Origin of the sequence: Bifidobacterium parmae, from assembly GCF_002860365.1 — a bacterium.
Lineage (GTDB): Bacteria > Actinomycetota > Actinomycetes > Actinomycetales > Bifidobacteriaceae > Bifidobacterium > Bifidobacterium parmae.
Genome location: NZ_NMWT01000010.1, coordinates 17,403 through 35,744 on the forward strand (window position 1 = coordinate 17,403; position 18,342 = coordinate 35,744).

Sequence of the window (18,342 nt, forward strand, 5' to 3'; positions counted from 1 at the left end):
CCGGACACAAAGTGTCGGTTTCGCCTCACCGGAGGGGCTTATCGATGGTTACGGATGGTGGAGAGGGGACTCACTCCAGTCCGATGGACTTCATGTGGTGGACCTTCAGCGACGTGACCTTGAGCGAGCCGGATTCCGCGGAGAGGCGGATCGCGCGCGGGCCCTCGGAGGCGTAGGAGTAGGAGCTCAGCACCTGATGGCCGCCGTTGACGTACACCTCGACGGAACCGCGGTCGACGAACACGCGCAGGTCCAGCGTGCCGGCGGCGAGCTCGGCCTCGGTGAGCGGGGCGGCGCGGTAGCCGCGGTCGCCGTGCTTCATGGCCTGACGGTCCACGACCACGCGGCCGATCTGGTCGTCGTAGGCGACGTACGTGTAGCCGCCGTCCTCGGTGGCGTGGACCTTGAGGCCGGCGCGCTCGGCGGTGGAGTGCGCGAGGTCGATGGTCATCTCGATCTCGACCGCCTCGGCGTCGTCGCAGATCGTCTTCTCGCCGTCGATGTCGAGCGTGATCTCGCCGTGGTCGAAGGTGTCGGCGCGCAGGCCCTCCATCTCCTTGACCGGGGCGGTGACGACGTCGCCGTCGTCGCCGAGCGTGATCTCGCGCGGCAGGGTGAGGTGGCCGCACCAGCCGTCCTCCTGCATCGGGACCGGATCGACGAACGGGCTCAGCCAGCCGTAGACGATCTGACGGCCGTCGCCGCCGTGCTCCGGGCCGTCCACGTGGAACGACTGCGGCGCGTAGTAGTTGTGGCCGCAATCCCACAGGCGGAACTCGGTCTCCGGCTTGAACTCGCCGCCCGGCTCCCAGGTGCCGATCATGTAGCCGGCGTTGTTGACGTTGCGGTTCATGAAGCCCTTCGCCTTCGAACCCATGGCGGAGAAGCCGATGACCCACTTCTCGTTGCCGTCCTTGTCATGGAGCGGGAAGAAGTCGGGGCATTCGAGCATGAACACGTCCGGATCCGGGTGCTGGAAGAGCACGCGCTCGTAGGTCCAGCGCACCATGTCGTCGGAGGAGAACAGCCACATCTGGCCGCGCTTCTCCTTGGAGGAGACGCCGAAGGTCATGTACCACTTGTCGCCGGTCTTCCACACCTTCGGGTCGCGGTAGTGGTGGTCGACCTCGTCGGTCGGGCAGTCGATGATCATGCCCTGCTTGGTGGCGGAGGTCAGCTCGTCATTGTCCGGGGTGGCGAGCATCTGGACCTGCCAGTCGCCGCCCGTGTTGTCGTGGCCGTTGGCCCAACGGTGGCCGGTGTAGTAGAAGCGCAGCGCGCCGTCGTCGCCGATGACGGCGGAGCCGGAGAACACGCCGTCCTTCTCCTGCTCGAGCGAGGGGGCGAACATGATCGGCTCGCGCTTCCAGGTGAGCATGTCGGCGGAGGAGACGTGGCCCCAGTGCATCGGGCCCCACTGGGTGCCGTACGGGTGCAGCTGGTAGAAGACGTGCCAGCGGCCCTTGTAGAAGGTGAGGCCGTTCGGGTCGTTGATCCAGCCGCCGTTCGAGGCGATGTGGAACTTCGGGTACCAGCGGTCGTTGCGCTTCGCGGCGAGGGCGGCGACGCCGGCCTCGGCCTTGGCGAGCTCCTCGGCGTGGTCACGGATCGGGGTGAGGACCGGGTTGGCGGGGGTGAAATCGGTCATGGCACTTCCTTGTGTGATGTTGGGTTGGTTGGTGGGTTGGTTCGGGTGGGGCGGTTTCACGTGTAGGGTGCGGCGGTCGCAACGGAGAAAAAGGGGAAAGCCGTTGCGACCGCCACAGGTGTTGGTTGGAGGGTTCGCTCCACCCCGCAGACTGCGGAGCAGCGCATTTCGCTCGGGGGCGGTGCGTCCTATTTCGCTCGGGGTGGTGCGTTTCTCTTCGCTCCCGCTGGCGGGCGGTGGGGCGGTGTGTTTCTACTTCGCTCCCGCTGGCGGGAGCTGTCGCCGAAGGCGACTGAGGGTGGTCGTTCGGGTTGTGCTGTCGTGCCCGTCGTCCACCCTCCGGTGCTTCGCGCCACCTGCCGCTGGCGGGAGGAAGGATGTCTGCCGTGGGTGACTGCCTCCGGCGGGGAGAGGCGTCGGATCAGGCCTTGGCGGCTTCCATCTGACGCAGCTGCTTGTCGGTGTAGAACGGGTCGCCGCCGACGTCCTGGTCGTCCTTCTTGATGACGAAGATGCCGTAGATCAGGGCCGCGAGCACGATCGCCGAGATGGTGAAGAAGGTCGGACGGTCGCCCATGTGGTCATGCAGCATGCCGAGCGGGGTGGAGAAGATGACCTGGCCGACCTGCGAGGCGATCTGGAAGCCGACCATGTACAGCGTGGCGGACAGCTTCGTGTCGAAGTGCAGGGTGAAGTAGCGGAACGCCGGCAGGCAGAACAGCGGGACCTCGATGGAGTGGAACAGCTTGACGATGGAGACGGAGATCGGGTCGTGGAACACGCCGCACAGGCCGATGCGCAGGAACATGACGGTCGCGCCGAGCAGCAGGGCGTTGCGCACGCCGATCTTCTTCATGATGATCGGGACGACGCCCATCATCGCGGACTCGAGGAAGACCTGGAAGCCGTTGAGCGTGCCGTAGGTGGCGTTGCCGATCTCCATGGTCGGGAACAGGGAGGCGTAGTAGGTCGGGAACATCTGCTGGTCGAACACGGTGTAGAAGGTGTTGGTCAGCAGCATGAAGACGATGAGCACCCACAGGGTCGGCATCTTGAGGACGGAGACCATTTCCTTGAAGGAGGGGTTGGTCGGGGCCGCGTTCGGATCGGCCTCCTTCTTGAGCTCCTCCTTCTGCTCGGACGGGATCCAGAAGGCGTAGACGAGCAGCATGCCGAGGCCGAAGGCGGAGCCGACCCAGAAGTTGATCAGCGGGTTGATGTTGAACAGGAAGCCGGCGCACAGGGCGACGATCGCGTAGCCGAAGGAGCCCCAGGCGCGGGACTGGCCGTACTCGAAGTTGAAGTGGCGGGAGTAGCGTTCGGTGACGGCCTCGAACAGGGAGCAGCCGGACATGAAGCCCGCGGAGAGCACGACGGAGCCGATGAGGGCGCCGATGAAGCGGGTGGTGCCGCCGGCGTTGAGCATCGGGGCGTAGACGAACTGGACGAACGGTCCGACGAGCATGGCGACGAAGGACACGAAGATGACGAGCTTGCGCTTGATGCCGAGCTGGTCCTGGATGACGCCGTAGACGAACATGATGATCAGCGTGGCCAGCGAGTTGATCGAGTAGATTTGGCCCTGCTCGGCGGCGGTCATGCCGACGCCGTCGATGAGGTACCTGGAGAAGAAGGACCACCAGATGCCCCAGGAGCAGAAGAACATGAAGATGCCGAAGGAGCTCTGCAGGTAGGAGGGGTTCCTCCACGCAGACGTCTTTGCCTTGGTTGCCATTTGTTTGTATTCCCTTGTCTCTCGCGTCCGCTGCGACGCGGGCGCTTCCTTCCATATGGCTTGTTGTGTGGGTCCGGGCCGTCATGGCCTCGGGCGGGGTTCCCTGTCGCGGCTGCCGCGCCGTGGCGGGGAATCGTGTTCGTTGTGGTTCTCACTATAAACCGTCAAACGATTTACGTCAAACGTTAAACGCAACTCCGGCGTGTCTCAATATTTCCAGTGTGTCAAACGTTTGATGCAACGCCTTTCCGAACCGGTTCGATATCGAGTTGCGAAACCGTTTGACGGCGAAGCCGCGGGGGATGAAGGGTGCCCGCGGCCTCAGGCCTTACGCACCGATTCCTTCTCGATCAGGGTGCAGTGGACCTTCGCCGGAATCTCCGCGTCGAGCGGCGGCATCGGCGCCGTCGTCTCCGGCCATTGCAGATCGTCGAGTGGACGCTGCTCGATCATCGAGATCACCTTCGCGGCCGCCCAGTATCCCATTTCGAAATGCGGCAGCGCGACCGTCGTGAGCTGCGGCGAGAACGTCTCCGCGAACACGCGGTGGTTGTCGACGCCGACGACCGACACGTCGCGGCCGATGGTGAGACCGCGGCGGGCCGCGCACTCGTACACGTACCAGGCGCGTGCGTCGTTGAAGCAGAAGAACCCGTCCGGCCGTTCCCAGTCGAACAGGTCGGAGACGGCCTCCAACGCGGGGCCGTTGTTGAGCACGCTGATGATGAGACGGTCGTCGATCTTGCGCCCCGCCTCCTCCAACGCGGCGCGGTAGCCGGCGAGACGGCCCTCCTGTGCGATCATCGGCTCGGAGCATCCCACATAGGCGATGCGCTCGCATCCCGCGTCGACGAGCCGCTTGGTCGCGTCGTAGCCGATCCGGTATTCGTCCGGTTCGATGCTGGGGATTGTGCCGTCCGCATCGGTCGCGTCGACGAGCACGACCGGACTGTGCTTGAGGCGGTCCGGCAGGCCGGTCACCCGGTTCGACATCTTCGCGTAGAGGAAGCCGTCCGCGCCGTAGCGGTTCAGCGCGTCGATCTCCTCGCCCTCGTCCATGCCGCCGTCGGTGCTGACGGTGATGAGCAGATAGCCGAGCTGGCTGGCCGCCGACTGTGCGCCGAGGATCATGCCGCCGGCGTACGGGGTGGTGGCGACCTCCTCGCTGATGAAGCCGATCGTGCGCGTGCGGTTCGTCCTGAGGGAGCTCGCCATCGGGTTCACCTGGTAGCCGAGCTCCTCGGCGACCTCGCGCACATGCGCCGCGATCGCCGGTTTGACGCGCCCCGCGTCGCGGTGGTTCATCACCAGCGACACCGTCGAAATGGATACCCCCGTGCGCTTCGCGATCTCCTTCATCGTCACCATACGTCAAACGATACACCCGCGTGTCGCGGCATGTCGGATATGGGATGTGTGACGTGGACCATATTGTGTGCCGCGCGTCACGCATCCGTCACGGGGTGAAGATGCCGTTGATGTGCCGCCGCCTGCGTGACGAGCCCGACGGGCGCGTCGTTACGATGGGCGCTATGAGAAGCTTTCTGATCGAATGGCTGGTGCTGACGATCGCGGCGGCGGTCATGGTGCTGCTGCTGCCCGGCATGACGACGGTGGGGGAGCCGCCGATCCTCGGCGTGGCCGCGTTCTCCCTGTTCCTGGCGCTCATCAACGCGTCCGTCAAGCCGGTGACGCAGGCGATCGCCTTGCCGTTCACGATTCTCACGTTCGGCGTGCTGTATCTGGTCATCAACTGGCTGTTCATGCGCCTCGCCTCGTGGCTCGCCCTGAGCCTGTTCGGCGTCGGCGTCTACGTGCACGGCTTCTGGTGGGCGACGATCGGCTCGATCATCATGGCCGTCGTCTCCGGCGTGGTCTCCTCGATCATCGGGGAGTGAGGAGACCGGCCGAGGAGTGACCGGTCGGGGAGACCACGCCGGCCGCTGGGGCCGGCCGGGGAGACTCCACCGGTCGCTGGGACCGACCGGCCGGCCAACCACGGTCTCACGTACCCATACCACGGGTTCAAATAGACGAAATCCGCGATCTACAGCGTCAAATGGACGCTTTCACCGTGGGAAATGTCCTATTTGATGCTGTACATCGCGGATAACGGGTGTTTCAGCCGGGGAATCGACGAGTAGGACGCGGATTCCCCGGCCGTCCGGTTCCGGCGCGGCCGGAACCGGCTTCGATCAGGCGAGGCCGGAGAGCTTGTTGATGAGCTCCGGGTCGCGCGTCGCGCCCTTGTCTGCAGAGCGGGCGAAGGCGGCGTAGGCCTTGAGGGCCTGCGAGACCTTGCGGTCGCGGTGCGCCACGTAGCCGTCGCCGGCCTCGAGCTCGCGGCGGCGCTCCGCCAGCTGCTCGTCGGTCAGTTCGACGTTCACGGAACGGGCCTCGATGTCGATGTCGATGATGTCGCCGTTCTTGATGAGCGCGACCGGGCCCTTGTTCGCGGCCTCCGGGGCCATGTGGCCGATGGCCAGGCCCGAGGAGCCGCCGGAGTAGCGGCCGTCGGTGAGCATGGCGACCTGCTTGCCGATGCCCTTGCCCTTGACGAAGGAGGTCGGGTACAGCATCTCCTGCATGCCCGGGCCGCCCTTCGGGCCCTCGTAGCGGATGACCAGCGCCATGCCGGGCTTCAAAGTGTCGTCGAGGATGACCTTGATGGCCTCCTCCTGGGATTCGACGACGAGCGCCGGTCCGCGGAACTTCCAAATCTCCTCCGGCACGCCGGCGGTCTTGACGACGCAGCCGTCGGGGGCGAGGTTGCCGCGCAGCACGGCGAGGCCGCCCTCGTGGATCTCCGGGTGGTCGATGTCGTGGATCGCGCCGTGCTCGCGGTCGGTGTCGAGCGAGTCGAACAGCGTCTCGTGCGTCCACGGCTCGGGGGAGATGATGTGTCCGGGGGCCGCATGGTACATCTTCTTGGCCTCCTCGGTGCAGGTGGGGCGCATGATGTCCCACGCGTCGAGCTTGGCCTCGAGCGACGGGTAGTCGATCGAATGGACGTCCTTGTGCAGCTTGCCGGCGCGGTCGAGCTCGCCGAGGATGCCGGTGATGCCGCCGGCGCGGTGCACGTCGGAGATCTCCCACTTGCCGGACGGCGAGGCCTTGCAGATGCACGGCACGGTGTGGGAGATGCGCTCGATGTCGTCGAGCGTGAAGTCCACGTCCGCGGACTGGGCCATCGCGAGGATGTGCAGCACGGTGTTGGTGGAGCCGCCCATCGCGACGTCCATCGTCATCGCGTTCTCGAACGCGTGCTTGGTGGCGATGGAGCGCGGCAGCACGGAGTCGTCGGAATCGCGGTAGTACTGGTTCGCGATCTTGACGACCTGCTGCGCGGCGCGCTTGAACAGGTCCTTGCGGTACTTGTGGGAGGCGAGGATCGTGCCGTTGCCGGGCAGGGCGAGGCCGATGGCCTCGGTCAGGCAGTTCATCGAGTTGGCGGTGAACATGCCGGCGCAGGAGCCGCAGGTCGGGCAGACGGTCTTCTCGTAGTTGAGCAGGTCCTCCTCGGAGACGTTGTCGTCGGCGGAGGCGTACATCACGGAGATGAGGTCGGTGTTCTTCTTCACGGTGCCGTCGGCGAGGACGGTGGTGCCGGCCTCCATCGGGCCGCCGGAGACGAACACGGTCGGGATGTTGAGGCGCAGCGCGGCCATCAGCATGCCGGGGACGACCTTGTCGCAGTTCGGGATGCAGATCAGGGCGTCGGCGCAGTGCGCATTGCACTGGTATTCGACGGTGTCCGCGATGATGTCGCGGGAGGGCAGGGAGTAGAGCATGCCGGTGTGGCCCATCGCGATGCCGTCGTCGACGGCCATCGTGTTGAACTCGCGCGGGATGCCGCCGGCCTCCTTGATGGCCTCGGAGACGATGCGGCCGACCTTGTTGAGGTGGACGTGGCCGGGGAGGAACTCGTCGAAGGAGTTGGCGATGGCGATGATGGGCTTCTTGCCCATATCGTCGCCGCTGACGCCTGCGGCACGGTAGAGGGCGCGCGCGCCTGCGAAGACGCGGCCGGACATGAGTTTTGCGGATCGCATTTCGGTCATGGTTCCATTCAAGCCCTTAATCGGGACACGCGTTTTGTCAAGAGTCAATATGTGGAATTCACGAGGATGTTACTTCGCGCACGTCCGCGTCGTCCCGGTTTTCAGCGTCGCCTCACGTATCGGGTGGCGCGTCCGGCGCCGATTTTGACGATGACGCCGTCGTCCTGCAGTGCCCTCAATGCGCGTTCGACCGTCACGGCGCTGACATCGGGCAGTTTGGCGAGGATGTCGGCCTTGGACAGCGGCGAGAGCGTCTCGTCGAACAGGATGGCGATGCGTCGCGCCTTGGTCGTCTTCCTTCCGGCCGTCCCCCCGCGCGACGGGTTCTCGCCTTCGATGGCCGAGACGCGGGCGTCGAACTCCCGGTAGGCGGCGAGGATTACGCCGAGCAGGTAGTTCGTGAACGGGGCGTAGTCGTTCGCGCCGTCGTCCCATCCGGTGGTGCTCGCCGCCAGCGCCTCGTAGTAGGTCTCCTTGCCGCTCTCGATGAGATGCTCGAGGCTGATGTATTTGCCGACCTCATAGCCGTTGCGGTAGAGCAGCAGCAGGGTGAGCAGCCGGCTCATGCGTCCGTTGCCGTCGTTGAACGGGTGGATGCAGGTGAAGTCGAGGGTGAACATGGCGGTGACGAGCAGCGGGTCGGTGTGCCCGTCGCGTATGGCTTCGGCGTAGGCGTCGCAGATGCGTCCGACCAGTTCCGGGGTGGACAGCGCCGATGGCGGCGCGAAGCGCACGCGGCTTTCGCCGGTCGCGTCGCGTTCGATGATGACGTTGTCGGTGTCCTTGAACCGTCCGCCGAAGGCGAGGGGGGTGTGGCGGAACAGGTCGCGGTGCAGTTGGAGGATGACGCCCGGAGTGGGCGGGATGTAGTCGTGGCTTTCGTGGATGACCGCGAGCACGTCGCGGTATCCGGCGATCTCCTCCTCCGCGCGGTTGCGTGGCGCGACTTTCTCGGCGACGAGCGCGTGGAGCCGCTTGTCGCTGGTCGAGATGCCTTCGATGCGGTTGGAGGTGTCGATGCTCTGGACGCGGGCGACCGCGGTCAGCGTCGTCAGGATGTCCGGACGGATCGATGCCTGCACGCTTTGGCGTCCCCGTTCCTCATGAATCGCGGTGAGCAGGCTTGTGGTGCGCGGGGTGAGCAGATCCGCCGCCGATGCGATGTAGTCGAATGTCCTCATCGTCGTCATACCTCGTTTCCTGCATCATCGTCATGTTTTCTGCATCATATGATAGCAAAATGATGCAGAAAACATGACGATGATGCAGATGGTGTCCGGTACCCGTAGCTCGACGCCGAGGCGAGCAGGCCCCGTCAAGGGCATAATCGGCACGTAACAATCGACTGTTCGGCTCGAAATTGTTCCTTGCGTTATGTGGTAAACATTTCCGCCCCGACGCGTGCGGGGTAGGCTGTGAGCCATGACGCGATACCTATGCGCCCCGGATTCCTTCAAGGAGAGCCTGACCGCCATGGAGGCGGCGCAGGCGATGGCACGGGGCATCAAGAACGCGGACCCCGATGCCGAGGTTCGATGCCTGCCCATGGCGGACGGCGGCGAGGGCACCACGCGCGCGCTCGCCGATGCCACCGGCGGTGCGATGCGCACCATCGACGCCAGCGACCCGCTCGGACGCCCGGTCAAGGCGTCCTTCGGCATGCTCGGCGACGGCGCGACCGCCGTGGTCGAGACCGCCGAGGCCAGCGGCCTGGCGCTGCTCGACCCCGGCGAGCGCGACCCGCTCGTCACCTCCTCGTATGGCACCGGCGAACTCATCCGCGCGGCCCTCGACGCGGGCGCGCGACGCATCCTCGTCGGACTCGGCGGCTCCGCCACCAACGACGCCGGCGCGGGACTCCTCCAGGCGCTCGGCGCCCGGCTGCTCGACGGATACGGACGGGACCTCGAACCCGGCGGCGCGGCGCTCGCCGGCCTCGACCACGTCGACCTGACCGGCCTCGACCCGCGCGTCAGGGACGTCGAGATCGTCGCCGCCTGCGACGTGACCAATCCGCTGACCGGCCCCGACGGCGCCAGCGCCGTGTTCGGCCCGCAGAAGGGAGCCACCGCGGCCGACGTCGCATTGCTCGACAAGGCCCTGACCCGCTTCGCCATCGTCGTGGAACGCCAGCTGGACGTCCACGTCGCCGACCGCCCCGGCGCGGGCGCAGCCGGAGGCATCGGCGCCGCGCTCCTCACGTTCCTGCACGCGCGCTTCATGCCCGGCGTCGACCTCGTCATCGAGCAGTCCGGACTCGACGAGGCCGCGCGATGGGCCGACGTCGTGTTCACCGGCGAAGGCTCGATCGACTTCCAGACCAAATTCGGCAAGACGCCCGCAGGCGTAGCCAGGACCGCGAAGCGGCACGGCCGCCCGGTCATCGCCGTGGCCGGCCACATCGGCAGGGGCGTCGGCGAACTGCACGAGGTCGGCATCGACGCGGTCTTCGGCATCGCCCCCGGCGCCGCCACGCTCGACGACCTGCTCCGGCACGCCGCCGACAACGTCGCGTTCACCGCCGAACAGGTCGTGCGCACGTTGCGGCTGCATTCCGGCGCGGAGCGACGTTGACCTCAGGCTGTCCGAGTTGAGACATGTGCGGCGGCGTGCGGATCGACGGCGGGGACGAAGCGGCAGCGGCGGTTGATGGCGTTGACGAACGGGCCGGTGATGGCGGCGGCGACGATCGTGCCGACGCCGAGCGCGAGAATCGCCGTGCCGAGCAGCAGTTCCACGCCCCGCCGATGGTAGTCGTGTATACGAAAGACGGGGGTTCCGGAATCATCCGGAACCCCCGTCTTCTCTTCTCTCTCACACAGCGGTCGGCTCAGGCGCGAGCCGACAAGTCATGAATCAGATTCAGCGGGCGATCTTCTGCGCGTCGTTGACGATGTCGGAGAGCACCTTGGTGTTGCCCATGGTGTGCTGGGCCATCGTGCTGGCACCGTACATGGCGAGACCGCGAATCATGGAATCCTTGAACGACATAATGATTTCCTTTCAGGTTCGGTCATGGCGTTGGGCCGATGACCACGTTTGCATTTTTCGGTGTGCGACGCCGCGGCATGTCTTCCGTATCGCCGGCGTGCGTCGCGAAGTCTGTACTTGTTAGCGCTGGATTCAGCGGCCGAGCTTGTCGGACTCGTTCACGAGGTCGGAGAGGACCTTGGTGTTGCCCATGGAGTGCTGGGCCATCGTGCTGGCACCGTACATGGCGAGACCGCGAATCATGGAATCCTTGAACGACATATCCATTCCTTTCGTTGGTCAAAGCCCCTTGGTGGCTTTGCTTTGTTGTTTTCCGGTTCCTTTCTGAAACCGGTTTCAGAATAGCGCGTCATCGTGACCTGCGCAAGGGGGAATCGTCGATTCCGGCGTGTCGCGCCCTGTCCTCGCAGGTCAATCGCCGCAAGTGTCGAACCGGTTCGATGCAAACGTTGGCAGGAATCGCGTCCGTGAATCGTTGCCATCATTGGGTTTTGACGCGTCGTCCATTCCGGGGCCTTCGTCGCCGCGCGGCCGTCGCGGGCGCCGACGGCGGATTTCCGGCGATCCGTCGCCCGTCGGCGTGTCGCGGTGCCCGCAGGCGTGCGCATGCGGGTCCGCCGTCGACCGTCGACGACCGGCGGCATCCGTAGACGACCGTCGCCGGCCGTCGCGGCGTCGTCCGTCGCGCCGGCGCGACGGCGGGGGAGTCCCCGCACCCGGCTATACTCGTTGCGGTTGAGATAGATTTTCCATGGTTTGGAGCATGAATATGGCAGAAGAAACCGAGACCGAGACCACCGAGGTCAAGGGCAACGAGGAGTTCGGCACCAGCCCCACCCCCGACGGTCTGGCCAGCCCGACGATCGACGATCTCATGGAGCACGCGGACTCCAAGTACGCGCTGGCGATCTTCGCCGCCAAGCGCGCCCGTCAGATCAACTCCTACTTCACCCAGCTCAACGAGGGCCTGCTGCAGAACGTCGGCCCGCTCGTCGAGTACCAGAACAACGAGAAGCCGCTGTCCATCGCCTTCCGCGAGATCAACGAGGGCCTGCTCGAGGAGACCCTCGGTGAGGACGACCTGACCGAAGGCAACTGACCTTCCGGCACATCCGCCCCGCCGCGCCCTGATTCCCCGACACACGCTTGCCCCAAGACGGCGTGTCGTGTAGAACTGGACGACAGGAGCGAACGACCTGAGGCTCGCGCCGACCATCATCCGATGGTCTGGCACGGGCCTTTTTCGTAGCCGTGAGGCTGCGTCCATGGCGCGCGATGCCGCGTCGAAGCCCGTGCGGTCCAGAAGAAAACAGAACAATCCGTATCATTGTGCCTCGCCCGCGCCGGAAGCCCTCAGGGACATCCCGCGGCACGCGGGGCGATAAGTCCGAAAGAGGGATGATATGACCAACCAGGAGCGCAAGCTCATCTCCGCCGAATCCGTCACCGAAGGCCACCCGGACAAGGTGTGCGACCAGATCTCCGACGAGATTCTCGACGAACTGCTCCGCCAGGACCCGCAGTCCCACGTCGCCGTCGAAACCTCCGCCGCCACCGGCGTGTTCCTCGTGTTCGGCGAGGTGACCTCCGAAGGCTACGTCGACGTCCAGTCCAAGGTGCGCGAGACGCTGCGCCGCATCGGCTACACGTCCTCCGAGGTCGGCCTCGACGCCGACTCCTGCGGCGTGATCGTCGCCATCACCGGCCAGAGCGCCGAGATCAACCAGGGCGTCGCGCGTCTGAGCGGCGAGAAGGAGTCCGCCGCCAGCCGCGAGGAACGCTACGAGGCGCAGGGCGCCGGCGACCAGGGCGTCATGTTCGGCTACGCCACCGACGAGACCGACGTGCTCATGCCGTTGCCCATCTATCTGGCCCACCGTCTCGCCTACCGCCTGACCGAAGTGCGCAAGAGCGGCGAGGTGCCGCACCTGCGCCCGGACGGCAAGACCCAGGTCACCATCGAATACGACGAGAACGACCATCCGCTGCGCGTCGACACCGTGCTCATCTCCACCCAGCACGATCCGGAGGTCACGCAGGAATGGCTGCGCGGCCAGCTCAAGGCGCACGTCATCGACCCGATCCTCGACGAGGTGCTCGGCGAGGGCGTGGCGCACGACGACTACCGCCAGCTCGTCAACCCGACCGGCTCGTTCGTGCTCGGCGGTCCGGCCGCCGACGCGGGCCTCACCGGCCGCAAGATCATCGTCGACACGTACGGCGGCGCCGCCCACCACGGCGGCGGCGCGTTCAGCGGCAAGGACCCGTCCAAGGTGGACCGTTCCGCCGCCTACGCGACCCGCTGGGTGGCGAAGAACATCGTCGCCGCCGGCCTCGCGCACCGCGTCGAGGTCCAGGTCGCCTACGCGATTGGCGTGGCCGACCCGGTCTCCGTGAACGTCGAGACCTACGGCACCGAGGAGGGCGTGACCCGCGCCCAGATCGCCGCCGCCGTGCGCAAGGTGTTCGACCTGCGCCCCGCCGCGATCATCGACGAACTCGACCTGAAGCGCCCGATTTACGCGAAGACCGCCGCCTACGGCCACTTCGGCCGCGTCGACGTCGACTTCCCGTGGGAGCGCACCGACAAGGTCGACGCCCTCAAGGCCGCCGTCGCCGAACTCGCCTGACCAGCCTCGCCTGACCCTCCCATCCCGCGCCATATTCCCATGGTGCGGTAAAACTCTCATGGTGCGGTAGGCGAAAACGGCTTGTTGCCGCGGTTTTACAAAACCTTCAAACCGCACCATGGGGAATGGGCGGCGACGCGACACGCCTGACCGATGAAGGACCGGTACATCCGTACCGGTCCTTTTTCAGTGCCATTACGATGGTGGCCATGACCGGAATGGAAGCGGAACAGCTGGCGCTTGAAGGGCTCGCCCCCCGCAGGCGGCGCCGTCGCGCGCCCGCGGCGCACACGCCCGCCGCGCACGACCCGATCGCGCGCGTCGTGCTGGATATCCAGGCCACGCATCTGGGCGGCACCTTCGACTATTACGTCGACGAGAAGGATGCCGAGGCCGCCCGTCCCGGCGCGCTCGTGCGCGTCCGGTTCGGCGGACAACGCGTCAACGGCGTGATCTGGGAGCGCGCCGCATCCTCGGACGTGCCGCGCTCCTCCCTGCGCTACCTGGAACGCGTGCTCGGCGGCGACGTCCTCGTCCCCGCCGCCATGCGCCGCGACATCACGCTCATCGCCGACGCGTACGGCGGCACGCGCGCCAACATCCTGCGCCTCACCGTGCCGCCGCGCGTCGCCAAAGTCGAACAGGAGCAGCGTCTCGTCGCCGGATTCGCCGGTCGCGCCTCGGCGTCGGGGGCCGCGCACGTGCCGGAGGAGGCCGCCGCACGCGTCGACGCCTGCTACGACCGCATCGCCGCACAATACGACGCGGGCGTGCGCGACCTGCGCGACGCGCTGCACGCCCGCGCCTTCCGTTCGTTCGTCTTCGACCCGCTGCCCGGCGTCGGCCAGGCCGCGCGCGCGCTCGCGTGGATGGCCGCCGAATCGCTGACGGCCGGGCATGCGGCCGTCATCGTCCTGCCCGGCATGAAGGATACGCACGACGTGCTCGACGCGATGCGCGCGCTCGGCTTCGCGCCGTTCGGGCCGGGACGCGCCGGCGCCGCGACCGGCGGCTGGACCGGCGACGTCGCCATCCTCAGCGCCGAAATGTCGCCGGTCGACCGCTACCGCGCCTACCTCGCCGTCGCCACCGGGCAGGTGAGATGCGTGATCGGGCCGCGCGCCGCCATGTACGCGCCCGTCGACGGGCCGGGACTGTTCGCCATCATGGACGACGTCGCCTACCAGCAGGCCGACGGCATGATGCCGTACGCGCACGCGCGAGGCGTGCTGCGTCTGCGAGCGCGGACGCACGGCGGCGTGTTCGTCGCGCTCGCCAACGCGCGCAGCCCGCTGAGCCAGATGGAGGCCGTGGGACTGCCCGGCGTGCCGCGGCGCGCCGTCACGACCGCGGTGAGCGGCCCGGCCACACCCGTCCGCCCGCTGCCCACCGTGCTCCGTGACGCCATGCCGTGGGTGCGCTGGCTCAACCGCGAGGAGCTCGCGCGTCTCGCCGACCCGTCCATCGGCGCGCGCGTGCCGCACGTCGCCGTCGGCAACATCCGCGAGGCGCTGCGCTCCGGCCCCGTCCTCTTCTCCATCCCCTCCGACGGCGTGTCGGAGGCGTTGAGCTGCGCGAACCCGAAATGCCTGCGGCAGGCGCGATGCCGCCGCTGCACCGGGCCGCTGCAGCGCGTGAACGGCAATCCGGTGCCGCGCTGCCGTTGGTGCGGCGCCGCCGCGTCGAACTGGACGTGCCCGCACTGCCACGGCGAACGGCTGCGCGTCGTGCGCGTCGGCGCGGCCGGCACCGCCGACGAACTGCGCGGCCTGTTCCGCGGCGTGCCCGTCCTGCTGTCGTCGCCCAGCCAGCCGGGCGGCGTGATCGGCGAGATCGACCACCGCCCGGTGATCGTCATCGCGACGCCCGGCGCGGAACCGCGCGTGCGCGCGCCGCAAGGCGACGGACCCCGATACGCCCCCTACGCGGCCGTCGCGATCCTCGACGCGTGGACGAGCCTGTACGCGCCCGGATTGGACGCGCGCGTGGACACGCTCGCCGCGTGGATGCGCGCCGTCGCCCTATGCGCGCCGCGCGAACAGGGCGGACAGGCGCTGCTGCTCGGGGAGACCGATCCGGCCATCGCGCAGTCGCTGATGCTCTGGGACTCCTCGATGCTCGCCTCGCGCGAACTCGCGGAACGCTACGAGACCGGCATGCCGCCGGTCGTCTCCGTCGCCTGCGTGTGGGGCCGGCGCGACGCCGTCGACGACGCGCTGCACGCCGTCGGCGCGGCGATCGGCGGCGACATGGCCGTCTGCCCGCTGCCGGGCGGGGGAGGAACGCCGTCGACGGTTCCGGAACTGCCCGGCGTGCTCGGGCCGGTGCCGATCCCGCAGCCACGCACCGTGGACGCGCGCGAACTCGAAGTGACCGCCGACCGCGTGCGCGCCGTCATCCGCGTGCCGCACGCGCGGCGCGAGGAGCTCGCGGAACGATTGCGCACCGAGGTCGCCCGCCACGTGGCCGCCCGCGAACCCGGCGAACTGCGCTTCCAACTCGACAGAAAGGACCTCATCTGAGAGCCGCCCCGCCGGAGGCCGTCACCTCCGCTCCCGCCGGAGACCGTCACCTCCGCCCCGCCCTGGAATCCTGCGAGTGCCTTCATCATCGCCCCCGCCGGCGGGGGCTCCCGCGAAGCGGGTGGGGGTGGTTCCCTCGTGGGAATCCCGCGTCCACGCCCACCGTCCCGCACGCATGGGAACATGATGGCGGCGACGGGCGCACCCCGCCTGCGGAAACATACGGACGAACGTAAGGAGACGCGATGAAGGGTTGGCCGGGAGAACCGGAAATGGACTACGACGTGCTGGTGGCCGACGGCGAGGCCGCGGCGAACGCGGGCAAGCCGATCACCGACGTCATCTTCGACTTCGGCAACGTGCTCATCTACTGGGATCCGGCGGCCGTGCTCATCCCGCGCTACAGCCGGAAGACCATCGACGAGTTCCTCGACAACGACGTTTCCGGCTTCTACGACGCGAACGACCGCATGGACGGCGGCGCCACCCCCGAGGAGGGCGTCGCGTGGATGCGCGAGACCCACGGCGACAAGTGGGCCGACATCCTCAAGTACTATCTCGACAACTTCGAGGACTCGCTCGTCGGCGTCGTGCCCGGCGCGCGCGTGCTCATCAACGACCTCAAGGCCGCGGGAATCGGCGTGTGGGGCCTGTCCAACTGGGAGAAGGAGCTGTTCCCGATCGCCGAGAAAGCCACGCCGATCCTCGGACGGCTCGACGGCAAGGTCGTCTCCGGCTACGTGAAGCTGCGCAAACCGCACAAGGACATCTACGAGCGCGCGTTGCAGGAGTTCGGCATCACCGCCGACGGCGCCGTGTTCATCGACGACAAGGCGATGAACATCGTCGGCGCGAACGCCGCCGGCATCCGCGGCGTCCGCTTCAAGGACCCGGTCAGGCTGCGCGAGCTGCTCATCGCCAACGGCGTGAACATCCCCGCCCTCCAGTAACGTTTCTGCTCCCCCTTGAGGGGGAGCTGTCGGCGCAGCCGACTGAGGGGGCGTACCACGAACGCCCCATATCCCCATCCCATCGAAAGGAATCCCACCGCTCCATGCTCAGACTGCTGTTTGCCGGCACCCCCGACGTGGCCGTGCCGTCCCTCAAGGCGTTCGCCGCCGACCCGCGATTCGAGGTCGCGGCCGTGCTCACCCGTCCCGACGCGCCCACCGGCCGCGGCCGCAAGCTGAAGCCCAGCCCGGTCAAGGCGGCCGCGCTCGAGCTCGGCATCCCCGTCATCGACGCGAAGCCGCGCGACCCCGGCTTCCTCGACACGCTGAAGTCCCTGGACGTGGACATCGCCGCCGTCATCGCCTACGGCAACATCCTGCCCGCCGACGTGCTGGACGCCGTACCGCTCGGCTGGTACAACCTCCACTTCTCCAACCTGCCCGCGTGGCGCGGCGCCGCCCCCGTGCAGCGCGCCATCTGGGCCGGCGACGCGACCACCGGCGCCGACGTGTTCAAGGTGGGCGTCGGATTGGACGACGGCCCCGTCATCGCGACGATGAGCGTGACGCTCACCGGCCGCGAGACCTCCGGCGAACTGCTCGACCGTCTCGCCGAGGAGGGCGCGCCCATGTACGTGGACGCGCTCGCACGCGTGGGGGAGGGGACCGCGGCCTACACGCCGCAGCCAGCCGACGGCTTCACGTACGCGCACAAGATCACCGTCGAGGACGCGCGCATCGACTTCACGGATCCGCTCGACGGGATCGACCGCCAGATCCGCGCCTGCACGCCGCACCCCGGCGCATGGTGCAAGCTGCACGCGGGCGGCGACGCGGACGACACCGAGCCGATCACCCTCCACATACTGCGCGCCCAGCCGGCCGACGCCGCGAACCCGAACGCGCCCACGTCGCTTGAACCGGGCGAACTCGAAGCGGGCAAGCGCAACGTGTGGGTCGGCACCGGCACCACGCCGCTCGAACTCCTCGAAGTCAAGGCGCAGGGCAAGAAGGCCATGCGCGCCGCCGACTGGGCGCGTGGCGCCCGCCTCGCCCCCGGCGCCCGCCTCGCCTAGCGCAGGAAGTCGAGGACCTTCGTCAGGTCGCGTTCGTTGATGGCCTCGTGGGCGGCCAACTGGGTCTTCGGCTTCGCGCAGAACGCGATGCCGAGCCCCGCGGCCTGGATCATCGGGATGTCGTTCGCGCCGTCGCCCACGGCCACGGTCTGCGCCATCGGGATGCCGTCGCGTTTCGCCCATTCGCGCAACGCGTGCAGCTTCACCGTCTTGCATACGATGTCGCCGACCACCTGGCCGGTGAGACGGCCGTCGCGCACGTCGAGACGGTTCGCGAGCCAATGGTCGATGCGCGCCTCCTCGGCGAGACGGTCCACCACCTCATGGAATCCGCCGGACACGACGCCCACCTTCCAGCCGTGCGCGTGCAGCTCGTCGATGAGCGCCAACGCGCCGCGCGTGAAATGCAGCTTGTCGTGCACCGTGTCGAACACGGAGACCGGCAGGCCCTCCAGCAGCGCCACGCGGGCGCGCAGCGCGTCGCAGAACTCGAGTTCGCCGCGCATCGCGCGCTCCGTCACCTCGGCGATGCGCTCGCCGCAGCCGGCAGCCTCGCCCAGCTCGTCGATGACCTCCTCGTCGATGAGCGTCGAATCGACGTCCATGACCAGCAGTCCCGGCTCGGCGAGCGTCGGCGGCTCCGGAAGATCGGGTCCGGCCGCGCCGGCGTCGTGTTCGTCAAGGAATTGCGTGGTTTCAAGCGTCATGCCTCCGATTGTCGAAAAACCT

The 18,342-nt window shown here is 67.5% G+C and carries 16 protein-coding genes and 1 riboswitch; of the genes, 7 read left to right on the forward strand and 9 right to left on the reverse strand.

From position 1 onward, the window contains the following. Nucleotides 1-70 precede the first annotated feature (70 nt). The 3 genes from Uis4E_RS04450 to Uis4E_RS04460 form a co-directional block, all read right to left on the reverse strand. Nucleotides 71-1,648, reverse strand: a complete 1,578-nt coding sequence (locus Uis4E_RS04450) for a glycoside hydrolase family 32 protein (RefSeq protein ID WP_101622031.1) — start codon at nt 1,646-1,648, stop codon at nt 71-73. Nucleotides 1,649-2,069: 421 nt separating this feature from the next. After that, nucleotides 2,070-3,383 (reverse strand): MFS transporter, encoded by a 1,314-nt coding sequence (locus tag Uis4E_RS04455; RefSeq protein ID WP_101622032.1) that lies wholly within the window; start codon nt 3,381-3,383, stop codon nt 2,070-2,072. A 321-nt stretch (nt 3,384-3,704) separates the two neighbouring features. Then, entirely contained in the window at nt 3,705-4,751 is a 1,047-nt protein-coding gene (locus tag Uis4E_RS04460) for a LacI family DNA-binding transcriptional regulator (protein ID WP_101622033.1), read from the reverse strand. A gap of 164 nt (nt 4,752-4,915) precedes the next feature. Here Uis4E_RS04460 and Uis4E_RS04465 point away from each other — a divergent pair, with 164 nt between their 5' ends. Continuing rightward, nucleotides 4,916-5,281, forward strand: a complete 366-nt coding sequence (locus Uis4E_RS04465) for a phage holin family protein (protein ID WP_101622034.1) — start codon at nt 4,916-4,918, stop codon at nt 5,279-5,281. Between the two features lie 297 nt (nt 5,282-5,578). Here Uis4E_RS04465 and ilvD read toward each other — a convergent pair whose 3' ends face one another. Both ilvD and Uis4E_RS04475 read right to left on the reverse strand, forming a co-directional pair. Continuing rightward, nucleotides 5,579-7,444, reverse strand: coding sequence for a dihydroxy-acid dehydratase (ilvD, locus tag Uis4E_RS04470; RefSeq protein WP_101622035.1), 1,866 nt, complete (start codon nt 7,442-7,444; stop codon nt 5,579-5,581). 101 nt (nt 7,445-7,545) lie between these two features. Continuing rightward, on the reverse strand, nt 7,546-8,625 hold the full coding sequence (locus Uis4E_RS04475) for a Fic family protein (RefSeq protein ID WP_101622118.1): 1,080 nt from the start codon (nt 8,623-8,625) through the stop codon (nt 7,546-7,548). Nucleotides 8,626-8,917: 292 nt separating this feature from the next. Here Uis4E_RS04475 and Uis4E_RS04480 point away from each other — a divergent pair, with 292 nt between their 5' ends. After that, complete coding sequence (locus Uis4E_RS04480) at nt 8,918-10,018, forward strand: glycerate kinase family protein (protein ID WP_243394333.1); 1,101 nt, start codon at nt 8,918-8,920, stop codon at nt 10,016-10,018. A gap of 2 nt (nt 10,019-10,020) precedes the next feature. Here Uis4E_RS04480 and Uis4E_RS11845 read toward each other — a convergent pair whose 3' ends face one another. The 3 genes from Uis4E_RS11845 to Uis4E_RS12320 all read right to left on the reverse strand — a co-directional run bounded on the left by Uis4E_RS11845 (nt 10,021) and on the right by Uis4E_RS12320 (nt 10,696). Then, a complete protein-coding gene (locus tag Uis4E_RS11845; RefSeq protein WP_165784847.1) occupies nt 10,021-10,182 on the reverse strand; it encodes a hypothetical protein in 162 nt (53 codons plus the stop codon). Nucleotides 10,183-10,306: 124 nt separating this feature from the next. Next, complete coding sequence (locus tag Uis4E_RS12315; protein ID WP_274518547.1) at nt 10,307-10,435, reverse strand: hypothetical protein; 129 nt, start codon at nt 10,433-10,435, stop codon at nt 10,307-10,309. Between the two features lie 132 nt (nt 10,436-10,567). Further along, nucleotides 10,568-10,696, reverse strand: a complete 129-nt coding sequence (locus Uis4E_RS12320) for a hypothetical protein (protein WP_274518548.1) — start codon at nt 10,694-10,696, stop codon at nt 10,568-10,570. A 508-nt stretch (nt 10,697-11,204) separates the two neighbouring features. Here Uis4E_RS12320 and rpoZ point away from each other — a divergent pair. The 5 genes from rpoZ (at nt 11,205) to fmt (ending at nt 17,613) form a co-directional block, all read left to right on the forward strand. Further along, complete coding sequence (rpoZ, locus tag Uis4E_RS04485; protein ID WP_101622037.1) at nt 11,205-11,534, forward strand: DNA-directed RNA polymerase subunit omega; 330 nt, start codon at nt 11,205-11,207, stop codon at nt 11,532-11,534. 221 nt (nt 11,535-11,755) lie between these two features. After that, nucleotides 11,756-11,843, forward strand: a riboswitch (SAM riboswitch). Next, on the forward strand, nt 11,839-13,065 hold the full coding sequence (gene metK / locus Uis4E_RS04490; RefSeq protein ID WP_101622038.1) for a methionine adenosyltransferase: 1,227 nt from the start codon (nt 11,839-11,841) through the stop codon (nt 13,063-13,065). It overlaps the preceding riboswitch by 5 nt. A 209-nt stretch (nt 13,066-13,274) precedes the next feature. Continuing rightward, nucleotides 13,275-15,587, forward strand: coding sequence for a primosomal protein N' (locus Uis4E_RS04495; protein ID WP_101622039.1), 2,313 nt, complete (start codon nt 13,275-13,277; stop codon nt 15,585-15,587). 245 nt (nt 15,588-15,832) lie between these two features. Then, nucleotides 15,833-16,537 (forward strand): HAD family hydrolase, encoded by a 705-nt coding sequence (locus tag Uis4E_RS04500; protein WP_101622040.1) that lies wholly within the window; start codon nt 15,833-15,835, stop codon nt 16,535-16,537. A 104-nt stretch (nt 16,538-16,641) separates the two neighbouring features. Then, entirely contained in the window at nt 16,642-17,613 is a 972-nt protein-coding gene (gene fmt, locus Uis4E_RS04505) for a methionyl-tRNA formyltransferase (RefSeq protein WP_101622041.1), read from the forward strand. On the opposite strand, the gene serB is transcribed toward fmt, so the two are convergent. Continuing rightward, nucleotides 17,610-18,320: a phosphoserine phosphatase SerB gene (gene serB / locus Uis4E_RS04510; RefSeq protein WP_101622042.1), complete on the reverse strand. Its 711-nt coding sequence runs from the start codon at nt 18,318-18,320 to the stop codon at nt 17,610-17,612. The genes fmt and serB overlap by 4 nt on opposite strands. Nucleotides 18,321-18,342: the final 22 nt, after the last annotated feature.